Annotated in this window: 17 protein-coding genes; 12 read left to right on the plus strand and 5 right to left on the minus strand. The window is 57.9% G+C overall.

The features are described from left to right. Positions 1–198: 198 nt before the first annotated feature. Positions 199–1,104 carry a LysR family transcriptional regulator gene (locus tag B0B09_RS02310; protein ID WP_076659743.1) on the minus strand — a complete coding sequence of 302 codons (906 nt, stop codon included), beginning with the start codon at positions 1,102–1,104 and terminating at the stop codon, positions 199–201. 157 nt (positions 1,105–1,261) lie between these two features. On the opposite strand from B0B09_RS02310, the gene B0B09_RS02315 reads away from it, so the two are divergent. The 11 genes from B0B09_RS02315 to B0B09_RS02365 all read left to right on the plus strand — a co-directional run bounded on the left by B0B09_RS02315 (position 1,262) and on the right by B0B09_RS02365 (position 12,657). Next, complete coding sequence (locus B0B09_RS02315) at positions 1,262–4,678, plus strand: indolepyruvate ferredoxin oxidoreductase family protein (protein ID WP_076658202.1); 3,417 nt, start codon at positions 1,262–1,264, stop codon at positions 4,676–4,678. A gap of 42 nt (positions 4,679–4,720) precedes the next feature. Then, positions 4,721–5,659, plus strand: coding sequence for a lysophospholipid acyltransferase family protein (locus B0B09_RS02320; RefSeq protein WP_242654323.1), 939 nt, complete (start codon positions 4,721–4,723; stop codon positions 5,657–5,659). Next, complete coding sequence (locus B0B09_RS02325) at positions 5,637–6,449, plus strand: glutamate racemase (RefSeq protein ID WP_076658203.1); 813 nt, start codon at positions 5,637–5,639, stop codon at positions 6,447–6,449. The genes B0B09_RS02320 and B0B09_RS02325 overlap by 23 nt, the downstream gene beginning before the upstream one ends. Before the next feature lie 36 nt (positions 6,450–6,485). Next, positions 6,486–7,514: an N-acetyl-gamma-glutamyl-phosphate reductase gene (gene argC, locus B0B09_RS02330; RefSeq protein WP_076658204.1), complete on the plus strand. Its 1,029-nt coding sequence runs from the start codon at positions 6,486–6,488 to the stop codon at positions 7,512–7,514. After that, positions 7,511–7,981 carry a cytochrome c maturation protein CcmE gene (ccmE, locus tag B0B09_RS02335; protein WP_076658205.1) on the plus strand — a complete coding sequence of 157 codons (471 nt, stop codon included), beginning with the start codon at positions 7,511–7,513 and terminating at the stop codon, positions 7,979–7,981. The genes argC and ccmE overlap by 4 nt, the downstream gene beginning before the upstream one ends. Before the next feature lie 45 nt (positions 7,982–8,026). Next, complete coding sequence (locus B0B09_RS02340) at positions 8,027–8,638, plus strand: holin-associated N-acetylmuramidase (protein WP_076658206.1); 612 nt, start codon at positions 8,027–8,029, stop codon at positions 8,636–8,638. Beyond that, positions 8,629–9,129: a holin family protein gene (locus B0B09_RS02345; protein ID WP_076658207.1), complete on the plus strand. Its 501-nt coding sequence runs from the start codon at positions 8,629–8,631 to the stop codon at positions 9,127–9,129. Before B0B09_RS02340 ends, B0B09_RS02345 begins: the two co-directional genes overlap by 10 nt. Continuing rightward, entirely contained in the window at positions 9,119–9,322 is a 204-nt protein-coding gene (locus tag B0B09_RS02350; protein WP_055292571.1) for a pseudouridine synthase, read from the plus strand. Before B0B09_RS02345 ends, B0B09_RS02350 begins: the two co-directional genes overlap by 11 nt. 75 nt (positions 9,323–9,397) lie before the next feature. Beyond that, positions 9,398–11,374: a heme lyase CcmF/NrfE family subunit gene (locus tag B0B09_RS02355; RefSeq protein ID WP_076658208.1), complete on the plus strand. Its 1,977-nt coding sequence runs from the start codon at positions 9,398–9,400 to the stop codon at positions 11,372–11,374. Beyond that, a complete protein-coding gene (locus B0B09_RS02360; protein WP_076658209.1) occupies positions 11,371–11,811 on the plus strand; it encodes a cytochrome c-type biogenesis protein in 441 nt (146 codons plus the stop codon). Before B0B09_RS02355 ends, B0B09_RS02360 begins: the two co-directional genes overlap by 4 nt. A 69-nt stretch (positions 11,812–11,880) precedes the next feature. Then, positions 11,881–12,657, plus strand: coding sequence for an enoyl-CoA hydratase-related protein (locus B0B09_RS02365; protein ID WP_076658210.1), 777 nt, complete (start codon positions 11,881–11,883; stop codon positions 12,655–12,657). Here B0B09_RS02365 and B0B09_RS02370 read toward each other — a convergent pair. The 3 genes from B0B09_RS02370 to gltX all read right to left on the minus strand — a co-directional run bounded on the left by B0B09_RS02370 (position 12,642) and on the right by gltX (position 15,964). Then, positions 12,642–13,139: a GNAT family N-acetyltransferase gene (locus tag B0B09_RS02370; RefSeq protein WP_076658211.1), complete on the minus strand. Its 498-nt coding sequence runs from the start codon at positions 13,137–13,139 to the stop codon at positions 12,642–12,644. The two genes, B0B09_RS02365 and B0B09_RS02370, sit on opposite strands and share 16 nt — an antisense overlap. A 36-nt stretch (positions 13,140–13,175) precedes the next feature. Then, positions 13,176–14,471: a citrate synthase gene (locus B0B09_RS02375; protein WP_055292575.1), complete on the minus strand. Its 1,296-nt coding sequence runs from the start codon at positions 14,469–14,471 to the stop codon at positions 13,176–13,178. Between the two features lie 98 nt (positions 14,472–14,569). Continuing rightward, positions 14,570–15,964 (minus strand): glutamate--tRNA ligase, encoded by a 1,395-nt coding sequence (gene gltX / locus B0B09_RS02380; protein ID WP_076658212.1) that lies wholly within the window; start codon positions 15,962–15,964, stop codon positions 14,570–14,572. A gap of 83 nt (positions 15,965–16,047) precedes the next feature. Between gltX and B0B09_RS02385 the strand changes: the two genes are divergently transcribed. Continuing rightward, the gene (locus B0B09_RS02385; protein ID WP_242654324.1) at positions 16,048–18,159 is read left to right on the plus strand and encodes a ComEC/Rec2 family competence protein; all 2,112 of its coding nucleotides are present in this window, start codon (positions 16,048–16,050) and stop codon (positions 18,157–18,159) included. A 12-nt stretch (positions 18,160–18,171) separates the two neighbouring features. On the opposite strand, the gene lexA is transcribed toward B0B09_RS02385, so the two are convergent. After that, on the minus strand, positions 18,172–18,858 hold the full coding sequence (gene lexA, locus B0B09_RS02390) for a transcriptional repressor LexA (RefSeq protein WP_055292578.1): 687 nt from the start codon (positions 18,856–18,858) through the stop codon (positions 18,172–18,174). Between the last annotated feature and the right edge of the window lie 51 nt (positions 18,859–18,909).

An 18,909-nucleotide genomic window follows, 5' to 3' on the forward strand; every position in this document is an offset into this window, starting at 1 on the left:
AGGTGAAGGTGATGAGCGCTATCGCATCGTCGCCTTCGAGAGATCAAATAGGGTGCGTTTTTTGACCAATCAAGAAAAAATGGGTCAAATTTTCGCAATGCCGCTATGTCCGCAATGCATAGCTTGCGGCTCGGTTTACATGCGTGATGGGCTTTGGCGTTGTTTTTGAAACCAAATTCTTCTTAGGGTTGTCTCGGGCTAGATTTCGACCGCTTCACGCATTTTCCGCCGATGCGTGAAAATCTCGTCCTGCACGAAGTCGCGAAAGGCCGAGATGCGTTTGGATTGCCGCAATTCTTCGGGATATGCGAGGAAAACGGGCACTTCGCCGCTTTCCAGATCCGGCAGGACGCGGACAAGATCAGGGAAATCCTCGGTCAGGTAGTCAGGAAGGACGCCGATGCCGATATTGTTGATCACCCCCTGAAGCACCCCGAAATAGTTGTTCACGGTGAACGTGTTGGGAATGTCATAGGTCATCAGATGTTGCAGCAGTGTGGCCCCCGCTGCGACCTGAATGGAATTGAGGCTTTGACAGATCAGCCTGTGGTCAGAGATATCCGATATCTCGACTGGCGCTTTGTTGGTTTCCAGATAAGTTTTCGACGCATAGAGGCGCATTCTGACCGACATCAGCCGTTTGCGGATCAGGTCCGCCTGCGAGGGCTCTTTCATGCGGATCGCCACGTCAGCCTCGCGCATGGGGAGGTCAAGCACGCGTTCTTCCAGCATCAGGTCGATTTTCAGATCAGGGTAGAGTTCGTAGAGCTTGGGCAGGCGTGGAGCGAGCCAGAGCGTGCCAAAGCCGGTGGTCGTGGTGACGCGAAGCTCGCCAAACACTTCTTCTTCGCTGTCACGGATACGTGCTGACGCGGCCTCAAGCCGTTTGTTCATGCTTTTGGTGGCGTCGAACAACAATTCGCCCTGTTCGGTCAGGATCAGGCCGCGTGCATGGCGGTGAAACAATGTTGTGTTGAGTGATTCTTCCAGCGCACGAATCTGGCGGCTGACCGCCGATTGCGACAGGTGCAGTGTATCTCCGGCGTGCGTCAGCGATCCCGCATCCGCGACGGCGTGAAAGATTCTTAGTTTATCCCAGTCCATAACGGCCTTTTTAAAAATAATTTCTTGTATTTGATTTGCGGACATTACCCGAAACCGGTGTTTTTATGCAAACCACGATCTGATTTATTTTGTGCTTTGTAGGTCAGCAATTTTGACCTATACTTGGATGTGTAATCGACGCGCGGGGAGGTGCGGGATGTCACATCAGAATGTGTCACTCAATGATCGGTATGACCTGAAGAAACACCAGATTTTGCTGAACGGCACTCAGGCGCTTGTGCGTCTGATGTTGATGCAGCGGGCGCGTGACGCCAAGGCGGGTTTGAATACCGCAGGCTATGTGACTGGCTATCGCGGGTCGCCGCTGGGTGCCGTTGATACGCAGATGACCCGCGCCAAGGACGTGCTGGAACCCGCGCAGGTGACATTCCAGCCCGGATTGAACGAGGATCTGGCCGCGACCGCCCTTTGGGGCAGTCAGCAGGCCGAGCTTCGGGGTGAAGGCAAATATGACGGTGTCTTCGGCCTTTGGTACGGTAAAGGGCCGGGTGTGGACCGTTCGGGTGACGTGATGCGCCACGCCAATATGGCAGGGACGTCGCCACATGGCGGCGTGATCATGGCGATGGGCGATGACCATACGGGTGAAAGCTCGACCACCCTGCATCAATCGGACTGGGCGATGATTGATGCCTATATGCCGATTGTATCGCCTGCGGGTGTGCAGGAAATCCTCGATTACGGGCTCTATGCGTGGGAATTGTCGCGATATGCCGGTGTCTGGGTCGGCCTGAAGACGATGAAAGACACAATCGAGGTGACGTCCGTGGTGGACGGTGATCCTGACCGTATGTCTTTCGTCCGTCCTGATCTGGACTTGCCCGAGGGCGGTTTGAATATCCGCCTTGTTGATACGCCGCAGCTGCAAGAGGCGCGGATGATCGACCACAAACGCTTTGCCGCCGAGGCGTTTAGCCGGGCCAATAAGATGGACCAGCGTAAATGGGGCAAGCCGGGGGCCAAGATCGGGTTCGTGGCGGCGGGCAAGAACTGGCTTGATCTGCAGCACGCACTGGCGCTTTTGAATATAGACGAAGCCGAGGCCGAACGCCTTGGCATCACCACATATAAGGTGGGGCAGGTTTGGCCGCTGGATATGGCGTCGTTCCATGAATGGGCCGAAGGGCTCGATCTGATTGTGGTGGTTGAGGAAAAGCGCAAGTTGATCGAGGTGCAGGTCAAAGAGGCGTTGTTTGACGACCGTGACGGTCGACGCGTTTACGGCTGGCACAAGGGCGATGAACATTCCGAAGGGCGCCGCGAAGAGGTGTTCCAAACCAAAGCGGATCTGAACCCCATTGTGACCGCGGAAAAACTGGGCGGCATCTTGGTGGAAGAGGGCTGTGGCTCGGCAGGGGTTGAGGCAGGTCTTGCGCAACTGGCCGAGGCGCGCCGCGCCGATAACGCGCCCGAAATCGCGCAGCGCTTGCCCTATTTCTGTTCCGGCTGTCCGCATAACTCATCAACCAAAGTCCCCGAAGGATCGCGCGCCTACGCCGGCATTGGCTGTCACTATATGGTTCAGTGGATGGACCGCGAAACCGTGGGCTTTACGCAGATGGGGGGCGAGGGCGCGAACTGGGTCGGTGAGGCGCCGTTTTCGACCCGTGACCATGTGTTCCAGAATTTGGGTGATGGTACCTATAACCATTCCGGCGTGCAGGCCATTCGGTTCGCGCTCATGGCAGGCACCAATATCACCTATAAGATTTTGTATAATGACGCAGTGGCCATGACGGGTGGTCAGGGCAATGACGGCGGGCTGACCGCTGATCAGATTTGCCGCGAAATTCAGGCCATGGGGGTACGCAACGTGGCCCTTGTCTATGACGAAAAAGAAGATATCGACCTCGCACAGTTCCCAAAGGGGCTGGACGTCCATGAACGGGCCGAGATGCCATTAGTTCAGGAGAAATTCAGTAAATACAAAGGCGTATCGGCTATCGTTTACGTGCAAACCTGTGCTGCGGAAAAGAGGCGTCGCCGTAAGCGCGGACAGTTTCCTGATCCTGACAAGCGGGTGTTTATCAACACAGATATCTGTGAAGGCTGCGGCGATTGCGGGGTGCAATCCAACTGCGTGTCCATCGTGCCGGTTGAAACGGAACTGGGCCGCAAGCGTGCGATTGACCAGTCGTCGTGCAATAAGGATTTCTCCTGCGTTAAAGGGTTCTGCCCGTCTTTTGTGACGATCGAAGGCGCGAAAATCCGCAAAGAGGCGACAGCGGACGTTGATCTGCCCGACATGCCCGCGCCGATGCTGCCTGCGATCAATGGGACCCACAATGTCGTGATTACCGGTGTCGGCGGCACGGGCGTTGTCACAATCGGTGCCGTGCTGGCGATGGCCGCGCATATCGACGGCAAAGGCGCGGGCATGATGGAGATGGCGGGGCTGGCCCAAAAAGGTGGCGCTGTGCATATCCATTGCCGTATCGGCGAAAAGCCAAGCGATATCAACGCGATCCGGGTTGCGACAGGCGAATGTGACGCGTTGATTGGCGGTGATCTGGTCGTCTCTGCGGGTGCCAAAACGCTGGGCCTGATGAAAACAGGGCGCACCAAAGGTGTGGTGAACAGTCATGAGATCATCACCGGCGATTTCACCCGTAACACCGAATTCCGGCTGCCCAGTGAGGAATTGAAGGTCGCGCTCGGCGCGCGTCTGTCGGATGGATTGGCGATGTTTGATGCCTCTGATCTGGCCAAGGCGCTTTTGGGGGACAGTATCTATTCCAACATGATGGTCTTTGGGGCAGCATGGCAAATGGGTGCAATTCCAGTGGGTTATGAGGCGATCCTGCAGGCAATTAAACTCAATGGTGCCGCTGTGGATCGTAACATTCGTGCCTTTGAATTGGGCCGCTGGGCCTATCTGCATCCGGCGGATGCGGAGGCCTTGTTGACACCGAATGTTGTGGCATTGCCCAAATCCACGGCCGAGAAAATCGCGTTCCGCGAGGCGCACCTCGTCGACTATCAGGGCAAGCGGTTGGCCAAGCGGTATCGCAAAATGGTGGAGTCTTTCATGGATGAAGGAATGCGCGCCGCGGTGGCAACAGGTTATCATAAGCTCTTGGCCTATAAGGATGAATACGAAGTGGCGCGGCTGCTGACGCAGACCGAAGAAAAAGCAAAATCCGAATTTGATGGCGATCTGAAGCTGACATATCATTTGGCTCCGCCAATGCTGACGAAGACAGGCCCAGACGGGCGACCCGCGAAAAAGGAATTCGGCCAACGCATGGCGTGGGCATTTCCGAAACTTGCAAAGCTGAAATTCCTGCGCGGGACGCCTTTTGATCCATTCGGGCGCACAGCCGAGCGCCGGATGGAGCGGGCATTGATCAAGGAATATGAGGCGGACATGGCCGAGGTCCTGCAAATCATGCGTCCCGACACGCGGGATGCGGCGATTGCATTGGCGGCATTACCCGGTGAAATTCGTGGCTTTGGTCCGGTCAAAGAGGCAAATGCGCGCAAGGCTGCCAAGCGCCGTGAAGAGCTGCTCGCGGTCTTGCGGGCGGCGCCGATGCAGCAGGCGGCGGAATAGTCACTTCGTCATGATATTTTCGTATTTGCCGGGTAAACGACCATGAATCGTTTCTTGGATATTCCTGCCATGCCTGCAACCGACCTTGATGCCGCCCGTGATATTACCTATGCCTCGTCCGCCAAGCGCCGTTCCGGGCGTGCGGTCATCCGTGTCATGGAGAACGCAACGGGGCGTTTGCGGCTGATCCGGAAAGCGAAAGGCTATGACGCCGAGGTCGCGGCGGGGGCGGACTTCTGGGAGGTCATGTGCACCCGCTATGGTGTCGAGCTTGATGTCATTGGCGGGTCGCTTGAGAATATCCCGCGCACAGGGCCGCTGATTGTGGTGTCCAACCACCCCTATGGTATTCTTGATGGCTTGATGATGGGGCGTATCCTGTCGGCGCGCAGGCAGGGCGATTTTCGTGTGCTTGCGCACCGGATTTTCCGGCGCGCGGCCGATCTTGAACGCATCATCCTGCCGATTTCCTTTGATGAGACCAAAGAAGCCGCCAAGCTGAACCTGGAAACGCGCATGAGCGCGATTGCCTATCTGCAAGAGGGCGGCGCGATCGGTATTTTCCCGGGCGGGACGGTGTCCACGTCTGCCACGCCCTTTTCCAAGCCGATGGACCCCAGCTGGCGCACCTTTACCGCCAAGATGGTGGCGAAATCCGGGGCAACAGTGGTTCCGGTGTTTTTCGAAGGGCACAACAGCCGCCTGTTCCAACTGGCCAGCCACCTGCATAGCACACTGCGCACGGGCATGTTCATCCGTGAATTCAAGGCCAAGATCAACAAACCCGTCCGCGTTGTCATCGGTGAACCGATCCCGCAAGCGACCTTGGAGCGTTTCAAAAAAGACCCCAAAGGATGCATGGATTTTCTGCGTAAAGCCACGTATGAGTTGAGCACAAGCTCGGTGGACCCGACCCACCTGGGGCATGAGTTCGAAGCGAAATACAAGGTGCGCAGCAATGGCAGTGGGCATATTCGATAGTGGTCTTGGCGGGCTTACGGTGCTGGACGCTGTGGCCAAGCGCCTGCCTGATCTTCCGCTGGTCTACATGGGTGACAGTGCGCATGCGCCTTACGGTGTCCGCACGCCGGATGATATTTACAACCTGACCACCAAATCTACGCAGCGCCTTTTTGATGCGGGCTGTGATCTGGTGATCTTGGCGTGCAACACGGCCTCGGCCGCTGCTTTGCGCCGGATGCAAGAGGGCTGGGTGCCCGAAGGCAAGCGCGTGTTGGGCGTATTCGTCCCGCTGATCGAGGCCTTGACCGAACGGCAGTGGGGCGACAATTCGCCACCACGCGAAGTCGACGTCAAACATGTGGCATTGTTTGCCACACCTGCCACGGTCTCGAGCCGTGCATTCCAGCGCGAACTGGCTTTCCGCGCCATCGGCGTAGATGTCGAGGCGCAGGCTTGCGGAGGTGTTGTCGATGCCATCGAAGATGGTGATATGATCCTCGCCGAGGCGCTGGTGCGCAGCCATGTTGATGCACTCAAACGCAAGATGCCGGACCCTGATGCGGCGGTGCTGGGCTGTACCCATTACCCGCTGATGGAAGAGGCATTTCAGGCAGCCCTTGGACCCAACGTCAAGGTTTTCAGTCAGGCCAATCTGGTCGCAGAGAGCCTGGCCGATTACCTGCAGCGTCGGCCCGAGATGGTTGGCCCGGGGATGGACTCTGCCTATCTGACAACGGGCGATCCGGACCGCGTGTCCAATCGGGCGACCCAGTTTCTGCGACGGAAAATTACCTTTACCGCCGCATAACCGATTTCAAGACCTTTCATCCTGAGGGATAACCAAATGACCTATAACGTCGCTATTCTGGGCGCTTCCGGCTATACCGGTGCCGAACTTGTCCGCCTGATCGCAACACACCCCGGCCTGCAAATCGTGGGCCTGTCGGGCAACTCCAAGGCGGGCATGGCCATGGCCGATGTATTCCCGCATCTGCGCCATCTTGATCTGCCTGTGCTGACCACCATTGAAGACATGGATTTCGACGGTGTCGATCTGGTGTTCTGTGCCTTGCCACATGCCACATCGCAGGCCGTGATTGCGGAACTGCCCAAAACGCTGAAAATCGTTGATCTGTCCGCTGACTTCCGGCTGCGCGACCCTGCCGACTATGAAAAATGGTACGGCAAGGGCCATGCGGCGACCGAGATGCAAAAAGAAGCGGTTTATGGGCTGACCGAATTTTACCGTGAAGAGATCAAAGCGGCGCGGCTGGTTGCTGGCACGGGCTGCAACGCGGCCACAGGACAGTATGTGCTGCGCCCGTTGATCGAGGCAGGCGTGATTGATCTGGATCAGATCATCCTTGATCTCAAAGCGGCAGTATCGGGCGCAGGACGCAGCCTGAAGGAAAACCTGTTGCACGCAGAATTGTCAGAAGGGGCGCATGCTTATTCGGTCGGGGGGACGCACCGGCACCTTGGCGAGTTCGATCAGGAATTCTCGGCCATTGCCGGTCGGCCAGTGAAGATCCAGTTCACGCCGCATCTGATCCCTGCCAACCGCGGCATTTTGGCCACCACCTATGTGCAAGGCGATCCTGACGTTATATATGAGACGTTGAAAGCCGCTTATGCGGATGAGCCTTTTATTGAGGTACTGCCGATGGGACAACATCCATCGATCAAACATATCCGGGCATCGAATTTCTGCCATATCGGTGTCGTGGCTGACCGTATTCCGGGGCGTGCGATTGTGATTGCAGCCCTTGATAACCTGACCAAGGGTTCTTCGGGGCAGGCGATCCAGAACGCCAACCTGATGCTGGGCTTGCCGGAAACAGAGGGCCTGATGCTGGCGCCGGTGTTCCCATGACAGGTGGTCTCAAGAGCCTTAAGAAGCGCCGCCGCATTCAGGTGATGTCGATGGCGGGCGTCAGTGTCGCACTGGTTCTCGCTCTTCTCTGGTTCCTGCCTGATGACAGTTTTCAGTTCTTCCGCTCACCCTCGGAAGTGGCAGAAGCCCCGCCGCCACCCAATGAGCGTTTCCGCATTGGCGGGTTGGTCGCCGAAGGCTCGCTTGTGCGCGGACAGGGCGAACAGGTCAGCTTTTCTGTGACCGATGGCGGCGCTGTGGTGCCTGTGGTCTACACCGGCATCCTGCCTGATCTGTTTGAGGAAGGTCAGGGCATGGTCGCGCAAGGAAACTACATTAACGGCCGCTTTGAAGCTGTTGAAATTCTTGCAAAACATGATGAAACCTACATGCCTTCCGAGGTGCTCGATGCGCTGAAGGAACAGGGTCTCTACGTTGATCCGGACGGTGCTATCGTCACGAATTAACGAATTGAGAGCAGGCTTTGCCCCATCCATACGGAAGGGGCGAACATGCCGACAGTCACCGAAATTGCCACCGATATCGTGGACCGCGAAGGCGGCTATGTGAACGACCCCGATGATCCCGGCGGGCCGACAAATTATGGTGTCACAGTGCATACCATGCGCCGCTTGGGGCTTGATCTGACGAAGGATGGCCAAATTGACAGCAGCGATTTGCGGGTGCTGACACGCGCCCATGCGGTGTCGATCTTTGTAGAGCATTACTTTCGCGGACCACGCATTGACCGGTTGCCTGTGCCGCTACAGCCGAGTGTTTTCGATATGTATGTGAACGCAGGGGCCAATGCGGTGAAAATCCTGCAACGCTTGCTGTGCGATATGCGGATTGAGGTGACCATTGACGGGATCATCGGGCCCAGAACGGTTGCCGCAGCGCGGCAGGCGATGGACGCGGCCCCAGATCATCTTGTCGATGCCTACGGGATTGCGCGGCGCAACTATTACTATGATCTGGCAGACAGGCGTCCGACGAGCCGCAAATACGCGATGCGCCGCGATGGGGGTAAAGGCGGTTGGATCAAGCGGGCCGAGGAATTTATGGCCGCCCGCTATCACCTGACAGACGCACAACACAAAGCGAGGGTTGCACAATGGGTCTGATTCCAACTGTGATGTCGTTTCTCTTTGGTGATAATCGCAATGTGATCGTCGAGACGGCACAGATATTCCGTGAAAATGCGGAAAACGGGGCGGTGCGGGATGCGTCAGCGCGCAACGATAGCCTGACACAGCTTGCCGCTGAATTTGCGCGTCCGCAGCGCGGCCTTTTTGACCGGATGGTTGACGGGCTGAACCGTCTGCCGCGCCCCGCACTTGCTTTGGGGACAATCTGGCTCTTTGCGATGGCGATGCAAGATCCTGAACGGTTTGCGAAAGGGATGGAAGGCCTTGCGCTGGTGCCGGAACCGCTTTGGTGGCTGATGGGCGCGATTGTAAGTTTCTATTTTGGCGCACGGCATCAGGTGAAATCGCAGGAATTTCAACGCGCTATCGTGCAAAGCCTGAGCGTGTCAAAGGCGCTCCAAGCTCCGTCTGCACGGCCTGCCGATAATCCGGCCCTGTCCGCGTGGCAGGCCAAAAATGGAGAATAACTGGGCCAGCCAGCTCGAGCGCCGGATCGTCGCTCTTGAGATGCGTAATGCCGTGGATGAGGTGCACAGGGCCAATGTGGCCCGCCGTCTTGGCGCGATTGAAGATACGCTCAAATGGTTGGTGCGGCTGGTGATTGGTGGGCTGTTGATGGCTGGGCTGACCTATGCTGTGGGCGGTGGTCTGGCACTGTAGGCCTGCGCCAAAATGTACCGCATATGTGACTGCTCAGCTATGTTGCCTGCCACATAAATGCGTTATCTATGGTTCATGTTGATAGAACTTGGACACTTCGCTTTGATTCTGGCTTTTGGCGTTGCCATTTTCCAGATGATCGTGCCGATGATCGGCGCGCACCGTGGCAACGCAAGCTGGATGGCGATAGCCGAACCGGCGGCCACCGTACAATTCCTGCTCACCGCATTTTCGTTCGCGGTGCTGACATGGGCCTTTGTGACATCCGACTTTTCGTTGCAGCTGGTCTACCTGAACTCCCACACCGACAAACCGATGATCTACAAGATCACAGGTGTCTGGGGTAACCATGAGGGTTCGATGCTGCTCTGGATGGTGATCCTGACGCTCTTTGGCGCCTGTGCCGCGTGGTTTGGTGACGGCTTGCCAGCACGTTTGCGCGCGCGGGTGCTGTCAGTACAGGCGGCGATCGGCGTGGCGTTTTTTGCTTTCGTCCTGTTCACATCCAACCCGTTCCTGCGGCTGGAAGTTCCACCCCTGAACGGGCGTGACCTGAACCCGCTTTTGCAAGACCCCGGTTTGGCCTTTCACCCGCCGTTCCTCTACCTCGGCTATGTTGGCCTGAGCATGTCTTTCTCGTTTGCGATCGCCGCCTTGATCGAGGGACGCGTTGATGCGGCGTGGGGCCGTTGGGTCCGTCCGTGGACTTTGGCCGCCTGGATGTTCCTGACTGTCGGTATCGCGCTTGGCTCTTGGTGGGCCTATTATGAGCTGGGCTGGGGTGGGTTCTGGTTCTGGGATCCGGTCGAGAATGCCTCTTTCATGCCTTGGCTGATCGCGGCGGCGTTGCTGCACTCGGCCATCGTGGTCGAGAAACGCGAAGCGCTGAAAAGCTGGACAATCCTGCTGGCGATCATGGCTTTTGGCTTCTCGCTGCTTGGCGCGTTTATCGTGCGCTCGGGTGTGCTGACTTCGGTTCATGCCTTTGCAAACGATCCTGAACGCGGGATGCTGATCCTGATCATTCTCGCGGTCTTCTTGGGGGGCGCGCTGACACTCTTTGCGTTCCGCGCGGGGGCGATGGAATCAAAGGGCGTCTTCTCGACCGTCAGCCGTGAAAGCGCGTTGATCCTGAACAACATCCTGTTGTCAGTGAGCTGTTTTGTGGTGTTCATCGGAACGATCTGGCCACTGGTAGCCGAGATGCTGTTTGATCGCACGCTATCCGTGGGACCACCGTTCTTTGACGCGGCCTTTACACCGTTCATGGTGGCGCTGGCGATTGCATTGCCGCTCGGGTCGCTTCTGGCGTGGAAGCGCGGAAATCTGACACGGGCGTCGAAATCACTGGTGGGGTGGCTTGTGCTATCTGTCGCCATTGCGGCACTCGTCTACGCTGTACAGAGCGGCAATTCGGCCTTGGGGCCGGTTGGTGTGGCGCTTGGTGTTTGGGTCGTCGGTGGCGCACTTCTTGATCTGTGGTTGCGCAGTGGCCGTGACGGTTTGATGTCGCGCCTGCACCGCATTGCGCGCTTGCCGCGCGCGGATTGGGGCAAGGCGACGGCACATATCGGGATGGGTGTGACGATCTTTGGTATCGCCGCGATGCTGGCGTGGCAAAAGGAAGATATCCGCGTGGCCCAGATCGGCGACGCTTGGACTGTTGGCCAGTTCGAGTTCCGTCTGGATGACGTCAGCCAGCAACAAGGCCCGAACTATCTGACCACGATGGCCGATATGTCGGTCTGGCGTGGTGACAATCAGGTCGGCGATCTGCATCCTGAAAAGCGGTTCTATCCTGTTGCTAACATGCCCACAACCGAAGCCGCGATCTTGAACGGTTTTTTGCGGGATATCTATGTTGTCATCGGTGATCCGCAGGCAAATGGCGGATGGGCGGTGCGTGTCTATCTCAAACCCTTTGCGAACTGGATTTGGGGTGGCGCGATCCTGATGGCGCTTGGCGGGTGTTTCTCGCTTTCTGACCGGCGTTTGCGGGTTGGGGCGGCATCAGCCAAGAAAACCCCTGTCGGGGCGGTACCTGCGGAATGAAGCGGTTTTTGCTCATCCTGTTGCTGCTTGGCGGGCCGGTCTGGGCCGTTGACCCCAGTGAGATCCTTGCCGATCCAGTGTTGGAAGAGCGGGCGCGCGATCTCTCACAAGGGCTGCGCTGCCCTGTGTGCCGCAATGAAAACATTGATGAAAGCAACGCGGCGCTTGCCAAAGAGCTTCGGATTTTGTTGCGCGAAAGGCTGGTCGCGGGGGACACGGATGCGCAAGCGGTGGATTTCCTTGTAGCACGCTACGGTGAATTTGTCCTGCTGCGTCCAACGACGGAAGGTGCAAATATTGTGTTGTGGCTCGCTGCACCCGCGCTCTTGCTGATTGCGCTTGGCGTCGGTTGGTCCACGATCCGCGCCAGACGCGACACAACCGAGGCCTTGTCCGAGCACGAGAAAGCGGAATTGGAGAAAATACTGCGGTCGTGACGTGCAGTAGTCCTTTCCTAAACGGATCAGTTCACTAGAGTGTCGGGAAACTATTAGGGGATCCCGCTCATGGACTATCAGGCCATTCACTTCGCCATTCGCAATTCTGTCGCTGAAATTACGCTGAACCGTCCCGACATGATGAATGCGCTTAACACGCAGATGCGCGCCGAGATCACCCATGCTTTCAAAGCCGCTGAAAAAGATGCGCGGGTGGTTGTCCTGACAGGGGCGGGCAGGGCGTTCTGTTCCGGTCAGGATCTTGGCGATGGCGGTAGTGCGGCGACGCTTGATCTGGAACGCACCCTGCGCGATGAATATGTGCCGATGCTGAAGGCGATCTTCGATTGCCGTGTCCCGACAATCGCGGCGGTGAACGGTCCCGCAGCCGGGGCCGGGGCGAACCTCGCACTGGCGGCTGATGTGGTCATTGCATCCGAGGATGCGTATTTCATTCAGGCGTTCACCCGCATCGGCCTGATCCCTGATGCCGGTGGCACCTATTGGTTGCCGCGCCAGATGGGTGCTGCCAAAGCGATGGGGGCGGCCCTTTTTGCCGACAAGATCAGTGCGCAACAGGCCGAGCAATGGGGGATGATCTATGAGACCGCCCCTGCGTCAACATTCAAAGACCATGTGGCCACACGTGCCGCCCATCTGGCGCAGGGTCCGACGGTGGCTTACCGGCAGCTGAAAAAGGCGATCCGTGGGTCGTTCGAGAACTCATTGGACGAGCAACTGGCGCTTGAGGCAAAACTGCAAGGGCGCTGCGGCGAGACGCGCGATTTTCAGGAAGGTGTCGTCGCGTTCCTGGAAAAGCGCAAAGCGGTCTACGAAGGCCGCTGAAGTGCGAAATACACGCTGTCTGACCATTCGCCGTTGATGCAGAATGTCCGCTCGGCCCTGTGGGTTTCCTTGAACCCCAGTGATTTGAGGATACCAACAGAAGCTGCATTTCGGGGGTCTGCTTCCGCGGTGAGTTGCGCGTGATCCGTGATGGCAAAGAGGTGCGGAATGATCGCGCCCATGGCCTCGGATATGATGCCTTGCCGCCAATAATCCGGATGCAGGATAAAGCCCACCTCGTTGGCTTGATGCATGCCTGCGGTCCCGATCACGCGCCCGTCCTTTTCAATCACGAAATAGGTCAGCAACCCGTCGGCATGGGCGATCAAACGGTCAAGGTTTTTCTGCGTGCGTGCGGGGCTGTCATGGGGTGGTGTCGACCAATAGCGCATCGCGCGCGGATCACTGAAGATCGCATAGAGATCCGTCAGGTCCTCTTGCCGCGCGGCGCGCAGCACCAAGCGTTTGGTCACTAGGGGCATGATTGAAAAGGGCCGCCCGAAGGCAGCCCCAAAGTCTTAGCGTTTTTCGATATCGACATATTTGCGTTCCATCTCGCCCAGATAAAGCTGGCGCGGACGGCCGATCTTCAACTGTGGATCGGCAAGCTGTTCGGCCCACTGCGAAATCCAGCCCACGGTACGGGCAACGGCAAAGATCGGTGTGAACATCGAGGTCGGGAAACCCATCGCCTCAAGGATGATACCGGAATAGAAGTCCACATTCGGGAACAGCTTTTTATCGGCAAAATACGGATCGGCCAGCGCTTGTTTCTCAAGCTCTTTTGCGACTTGCAGAACAGGGTTGTTTTCAACACCCAAAAGTTCCAGCACCTCATCGGCGCTTTGCTTCATCACAGTCGCGCGTGGGTCAAAGTTCTTGTAAACGCGGTGGCCAAAGCCCATCAGACGGTAAGGGTCGTTCTTGTCCTTGGCGCGTGCAATGAACTCCGGAATACGGTCAACGGTGCCGATTTCCTTGAGCATTTCAAGACAGGCCTGGTTCGCACCGCCATGCGCAGGGCCCCAAAGACAGGCGATACCGGCGGCGATACAGGCAAACGGATTGGCGCCAGAGGAAGAAGCAAGACGCACGGTCGAGGTCGAGGCGTTTTGCTCGTGATCGGCGTGCAGCGTGAAAATACGGTCCATCGCGCGGGCCAGGATTGGATCAACGTGGTATTCCTGCGCGGGTACAGCAAAGCACATGTGCAGGAAATTCGCGGCGTAATCCAGATCATTGCGTGGATACACGAACGGCTGGCCGATGGAGTATTTATAGGCCATCGCGGCAACGGTCGGCATCTTGGCGATCAAACGGATCGTGGCCACCTCGCGCTGGTGCGGGTCATTGATGTCGGTGCTGTCGTGATAGAATGCAGACATCGCGCCAACAACACCCACCATCGTGGCCATCGGGTGCGCATCGCGGCGGAAACCACGGAAGAAGTTGTGCATCTGTTCGTGGATCATCGTGTGATTGGTCACGAGGGATTCGAACTTTTCCAATTCTGTGGAAGAAGGCAGCTCGCCATAAAGCAGCAGGTAGCAGACTTCGAGGTAGTGCGACTGTGACGCCAGCTGGTCGATCGGGTAGCCACGGTGCAGCAGCACGCCTTCTTCGCCATCAATAAATGTGATGGTGCTGTCGCAGGCTGCTGTAGACGTAAAGCCGGGGTCATAGGTGAACACATCGGCTTGGGCGTAAAGCTTGCGGATATCAATCACGTCTGGTCCGCCCGTGGGGGAGTAGACGGGCAATTCGTAAGTCTTGCCTTTGAGCGTCAGCTTCGCGGTATCGGTAGTCTCAGCCATATTTCATTCCCTTTCGGTCCTGCGACCAATCCAGTCGCAGCAGCAGCATCAATCAACATTGGCTACCAGCGGATAATCACGCGTCTATGACGCAGATATCAGCGGCTGGCATCCTGCAGGCGGGCGATGGTTTCATCTTGCCCGAGGACCAACATCATGTCGAACACACTCGGTGAGACCGCGCGTCCAGCGAGAGCCGCCCGTAAAGGTCCGGCCAGCTTGCCTAGTTTCATGTCATGAGCTTCGGCAGTGGATGCGACGACCCCTTCCAGGATGTCACGAGACCAGCTAGCATTTTGCAACTGCGGCGTCAATTCTCCCAGTATACCACGGAATACATCAGTCAGATGGGCCGCGGCCTTCTCGTCCGGCGCAATCGGGCGTGATGTCAGAACAAAGTGAGCCTTTTCAATCAGTTCCGGAAAGGTCTTGGCCCGTTCTTTAAGGCAGTACATCGCTTTCAGCATGCCATCTTTTTGTGCCTCGGTGAACGGTTCAGCCCCTGTTGCCGCAAGGTAACCCTGCATTTCTTGCAGCAGTGCAGCATCGTCTGCGACGGCAATATGCTGACCGCAGATGTTCTCGAGCTTTTTGAAATCGAACCGGGCCGGTGATTTGCCGATTCCGTTCAGATCGAACCATTCCTTGGCCTGTGCGTCGGTGAAGAACTCGTCATCCCCGTGGCTCCACCCCAGACGCGCCAGATAGTTGCGCATTCCGGCCGCAGGATACCCCAGCGCCTGATATTCGGCAGCACCCGTCGCCCCGTGGCGTTTTGACAGCTTTTTGCCGTCAGGGCCGAAGATCAGCGGAATATGCGCCAGCACAGGTTTCGGCCATCCCATCGCCTCGTAGATCATGTTTTGCCGGAAGGCGTTGGCAAGGTGGTCGTCACCACGGATCACATGGGTCACGCCCATGTCGTGATCGTCCACCACGACCGCCAGCATATAGACAGGTGTGCCGTCCGAGCGCAGCAGGATCATGTCGTCCAACTGGTTATTGGCGAATGTCACATCGCTTTGCACCTCATCGTGCAGCGTTGTCTGCCCGTCGCGCGGGGCCTTGATGCGGATCACGTAGGGCGCATCAGGATGGTCCGCTGCGGCCACATCCCGCCATGGTGACCGGAACAGGGTGGATGTTTTCTCTTCGCGGGCCTTTTCACGGAAGGCTTCGATTTCATCCTGGGTGCTGAAGCATTTATAGGCCGCGCCTTTGGCCAGCAGTTCATGCGCAACAGCCGCGTGACGGTCGGCGTTCGCGGCCTGGCTGGTCGGTTCGCCATCCCAATCAAGGCCCAGCCATGTCAGACCATCAAGGATCGCCTGGCGGTTTTCGTCTGTGGAACGCGCCCTGTCTGTATCCTCGATCCGCAGCAGGAATGTGCCACCGTGTCCGCGGGCATAAAGCCAGTTAAACAAGGCCGTGCGCGCACCCCCGATGTGCAGGGCACCGGTGGGTGACGGGGCGAAGCGTGTGACAACAGACATGGGTATATTAACCTTTCGCTAACCAGCTTTCCGGTAAGATCCCGGCTTGGACGTGGGATAGAAGACTGCGGGGTGAAGGACAAGTGCGTGCGCGGATCGAAGACGCGCTTCTGGCGCAACGCGGGCAATTGATCGGCTGGGTGCCTGTGTGTCTCGGCGTTGGTATTGGCACCTATTTTGCACTGTCTTTTGAACCTGATGTCCTGCTTATGGCCGGTTTCACCATTGCTGCGGCCTGTTTGCTGATTGCGTCACGTCTGGTGCCCACGGCATTTGCGCCTTTGCTGATGGCTCTGGTTCTGGTGGTCGCAGGGGCAGGCATTGCCAAGCTCCGCGTGGCGGCGGTCGAGACCCCGATCCTGACCTTTCGCTATTATGGCGCAATCGAGGGCCGGATCGTGAATATCGACCGTTCGGCCAGCGATGCGGTGCGGTTGACGCTGGACCGCGTTGTTCTTGAACGCATGTCACCGGCCCGTACACCGCGCCATGTGCGCGTGTCGGTGCATGGCCAACAGCCGCTTGCTGTCTTTACCCCCGGTGATGTGATTATCCTGACGGGGCATCTGTCACCGCCCGCAGGCCCAGCCGAGCCGGGCGGTTTCGATTTTCAACGCCATGCATGGTTCATGGAACTGGGCGCCGTAGGCTATACGCGTACGCCCGTCCTGCGGTTGATCGCGGCCGATAATACCACCGTTGCCGCACGCCTTTTTGCGCTGCGCATGGCGGTGTCGCGTGCGGTGCAAGCCGCGATCCCGGGCGAAGCGGGGGCCTTTGCCGCCGCCATCATGACCGGTGACCGGTCCGGTATGGGGCAAGAGACGTTGCGCGATTTGCGTACTTCCAATCTTGCGCATCTTCTGGCCATTTCCGGACTGCATATGGGGCTTTTGACGGGCTTTATCTTTGCAGTCGTCCGGTATGGTTTGGCATCGATCCCCGGCATCGCCTTGCGTTGGCCCACCAAGAAGATCGCCGCAGTCTGTGCGCTGGCCGTGGGGGCTTTCTATCTGGCCTTGTCGGGGGGCAGTGTTTCCACCGAGCGCGCCTATATCATGGTTGCGGTCATGCTGGTTGCGGTCTTGCTTGGGCGGAAGGCACTGACACTCCGGGCCGTTGCGATTGCTGCAATTCTCGTGCTGGTGTGGCAACCCGAGGCCCTGATCGGGCCGGGGTTCCAGATGTCATTTGCGGCCACAACGGCTCTCGTCGTGGCGTTCGGGGCACTCCGAAAGGTTGATCTGCACCGCCTGCCGCGATGGGCGCGAGCGGTCCTGTCCGTGATCCTGTCATCGTTTATTGCCGGGATTGCGACAGCACCTTTCGCTGCGGCACATTTCAACCAGATTGCCCATTACGGCTTGATTGCCAATGTCCTGAGCGTGCCTTTGATGGGTGTTCTGGTGATGCCTGCGGCGGTGCTGGCGGTCTGCCTTGCGCCCTTGGGGCTGTGGTGGATCGGGCTTGGGTTGATGGACATCGGGCTGCGCTGGATCTTGTTGGTGGCGCGCACCGTATCCGCGCAAGAGGGCGCGCTGGGGCATGTTATTGCGCCGGATTGGTTTGTTTTGCCGCTTTTGGCATTTGGGCTTCTGGCATGCGTGCTGATTGTGGGGCGGGGGCGGTTGATCGGGGTTGCTGTCGTCTTGTTGGCCGCTGTGCTTTGGCAACAGACTTCGCGCGCCACACTGCTTGTCGCTGATAGCGGCGCGCTGATCGGGCTCAATGGAACGGATGGGCGGGCGCTCTCCAAGCCCTCTGGCAACAGCTTTGTTGCGGACATCTGGCTTGAAAATGATGGTGCGCCCGTCGCCCAAGAGGTGGCCGCCGCGCGTGACGGGCTCTTGATCGAGGGGCGTGTCACACGGGCCGATCTGGGGGAATGGCAGGTGTTGCAGGTGTCTGGCAAAACAGCCCTTGTGGCATTGCGGGACTGTGATGGGGCCGACGTGCTGATCAGCAATCAGATTGATGCAGGGCCACGCCCCTGCGCGGTCTATGATGTGACACGCCTGCGCAACACGGGCGCTTTGGCGCTGGATGTGGCGGGGAATGGTGATTTGCGGATCACAACGGCACATCAGATGACAGGGCAGCGCCCATGGAACAGTTGGCAAGGCCCGTGGCCTGCGCCCGTCACGCTGTCTTATGCGCAACAAAAAAGGGCCGCCGAAGCGACCCTTCCGAGATAAATTGGAACAACCCTAATAGGTCCGGATCAGGCCGACCAATCGGCCTTGGACCTTGACCTGATCATCACGGAATACCCGTGTTTCATAAGCAGGGTTCGCGGCCTCAAGCGCGATGGCCGCGCCGTTGCGGCGGAACCGTTTCAGCGTGGCTTCATGGCCTTCAACAAGGGCCACGACGATATCACCATTGTTGGCCACTGATGTTTCGCGGATCACCACGACATCGCCGTCGTTGATGCCTGCCTCGATCATCGAATCGCCTTTAACTTCAAGCGCGTAGTGATCACCGCTGCCCAGCATCGATTGTGGCACTGAAACATTGTGCGACACTTCGCTGATTGCCTCAATCGGGACACCGGCCGCAATCCGGCCCATCATCGGCAGGTCAACCGATCCGCTTTCAACGGCTATGGCGGCGGCAGGGGTGCTGTCCGGTTTGTCACCGTCAATCACGCGTGGCTGAAAACCGGTCTTGCCCTGCATTGCATCGGGCAGTTTCACGATCTCAAGCGCGCGGGCGCGATGCGCCAAACGCCGGATGAAACCCCGTTCTTCCAAAGCGGTGATCAGGCGGTGGATACCGGACTTGGAGCGCAGGTCGAGCGCTTCTTTCATTTCATCGAAACTGGGCGGGACACCATCGCGCTGGACGCGCTTGTGAATGAACTCCAGAAGATCGAGCTGTTTTTTCGTCAACATATGACTGCTCCGTTACCACGTTTTGCATATGTTCTATGCATGTTCTTGTTT

Origin of the sequence: Yoonia rosea, from assembly GCF_900156505.1 — a bacterium.
Classification (GTDB): Bacteria; Pseudomonadota; Alphaproteobacteria; order Rhodobacterales; family Rhodobacteraceae; genus Yoonia; species Yoonia rosea.

Coding starts and splice junctions, on each gene's coding strand:
- B0B09_RS02345 (WP_076658207.1), top strand. CDS start 8,629: ATGGGTCTGATTCCAACTGTGATGTCGTTTCTCTTTGGTGATAATCGC.
- B0B09_RS02350 (WP_055292571.1), top strand. CDS start 9,119: ATGGAGAATAACTGGGCCAGCCAGCTCGAGCGCCGGATCGTCGCTCTT.
- B0B09_RS02360 (WP_076658209.1), top strand. CDS start 11,371: ATGAAGCGGTTTTTGCTCATCCTGTTGCTGCTTGGCGGGCCGGTCTGG.
- B0B09_RS02320 (WP_242654323.1), top strand. CDS start 4,721: ATGAATCGTTTCTTGGATATTCCTGCCATGCCTGCAACCGACCTTGAT.
- B0B09_RS02340 (WP_076658206.1), top strand. CDS start 8,027: ATGCCGACAGTCACCGAAATTGCCACCGATATCGTGGACCGCGAAGGC.
- B0B09_RS02365 (WP_076658210.1), top strand. CDS start 11,881: ATGGACTATCAGGCCATTCACTTCGCCATTCGCAATTCTGTCGCTGAA.
- B0B09_RS02375 (WP_055292575.1), bottom strand. CDS start 14,471: ATGGCTGAGACTACCGATACCGCGAAGCTGACGCTCAAAGGCAAGACT.
- B0B09_RS02325 (WP_076658203.1), top strand. CDS start 5,637: ATGGCAGTGGGCATATTCGATAGTGGTCTTGGCGGGCTTACGGTGCTG.
- argC (WP_076658204.1), top strand. CDS start 6,486: ATGACCTATAACGTCGCTATTCTGGGCGCTTCCGGCTATACCGGTGCC.
- B0B09_RS02315 (WP_076658202.1), top strand. CDS start 1,262: ATGTCACATCAGAATGTGTCACTCAATGATCGGTATGACCTGAAGAAA.
- ccmE (WP_076658205.1), top strand. CDS start 7,511: ATGACAGGTGGTCTCAAGAGCCTTAAGAAGCGCCGCCGCATTCAGGTG.
- B0B09_RS02310 (WP_076659743.1), bottom strand. CDS start 1,104: ATGGACTGGGATAAACTAAGAATCTTTCACGCCGTCGCGGATGCGGGA.
- B0B09_RS02355 (WP_076658208.1), top strand. CDS start 9,398: ATGTTGATAGAACTTGGACACTTCGCTTTGATTCTGGCTTTTGGCGTT.
- gltX (WP_076658212.1), bottom strand. CDS start 15,964: ATGTCTGTTGTCACACGCTTCGCCCCGTCACCCACCGGTGCCCTGCAC.
- B0B09_RS02370 (WP_076658211.1), bottom strand. CDS start 13,139: ATGCCCCTAGTGACCAAACGCTTGGTGCTGCGCGCCGCGCGGCAAGAG.
- lexA (WP_055292578.1), bottom strand. CDS start 18,858: ATGTTGACGAAAAAACAGCTCGATCTTCTGGAGTTCATTCACAAGCGC.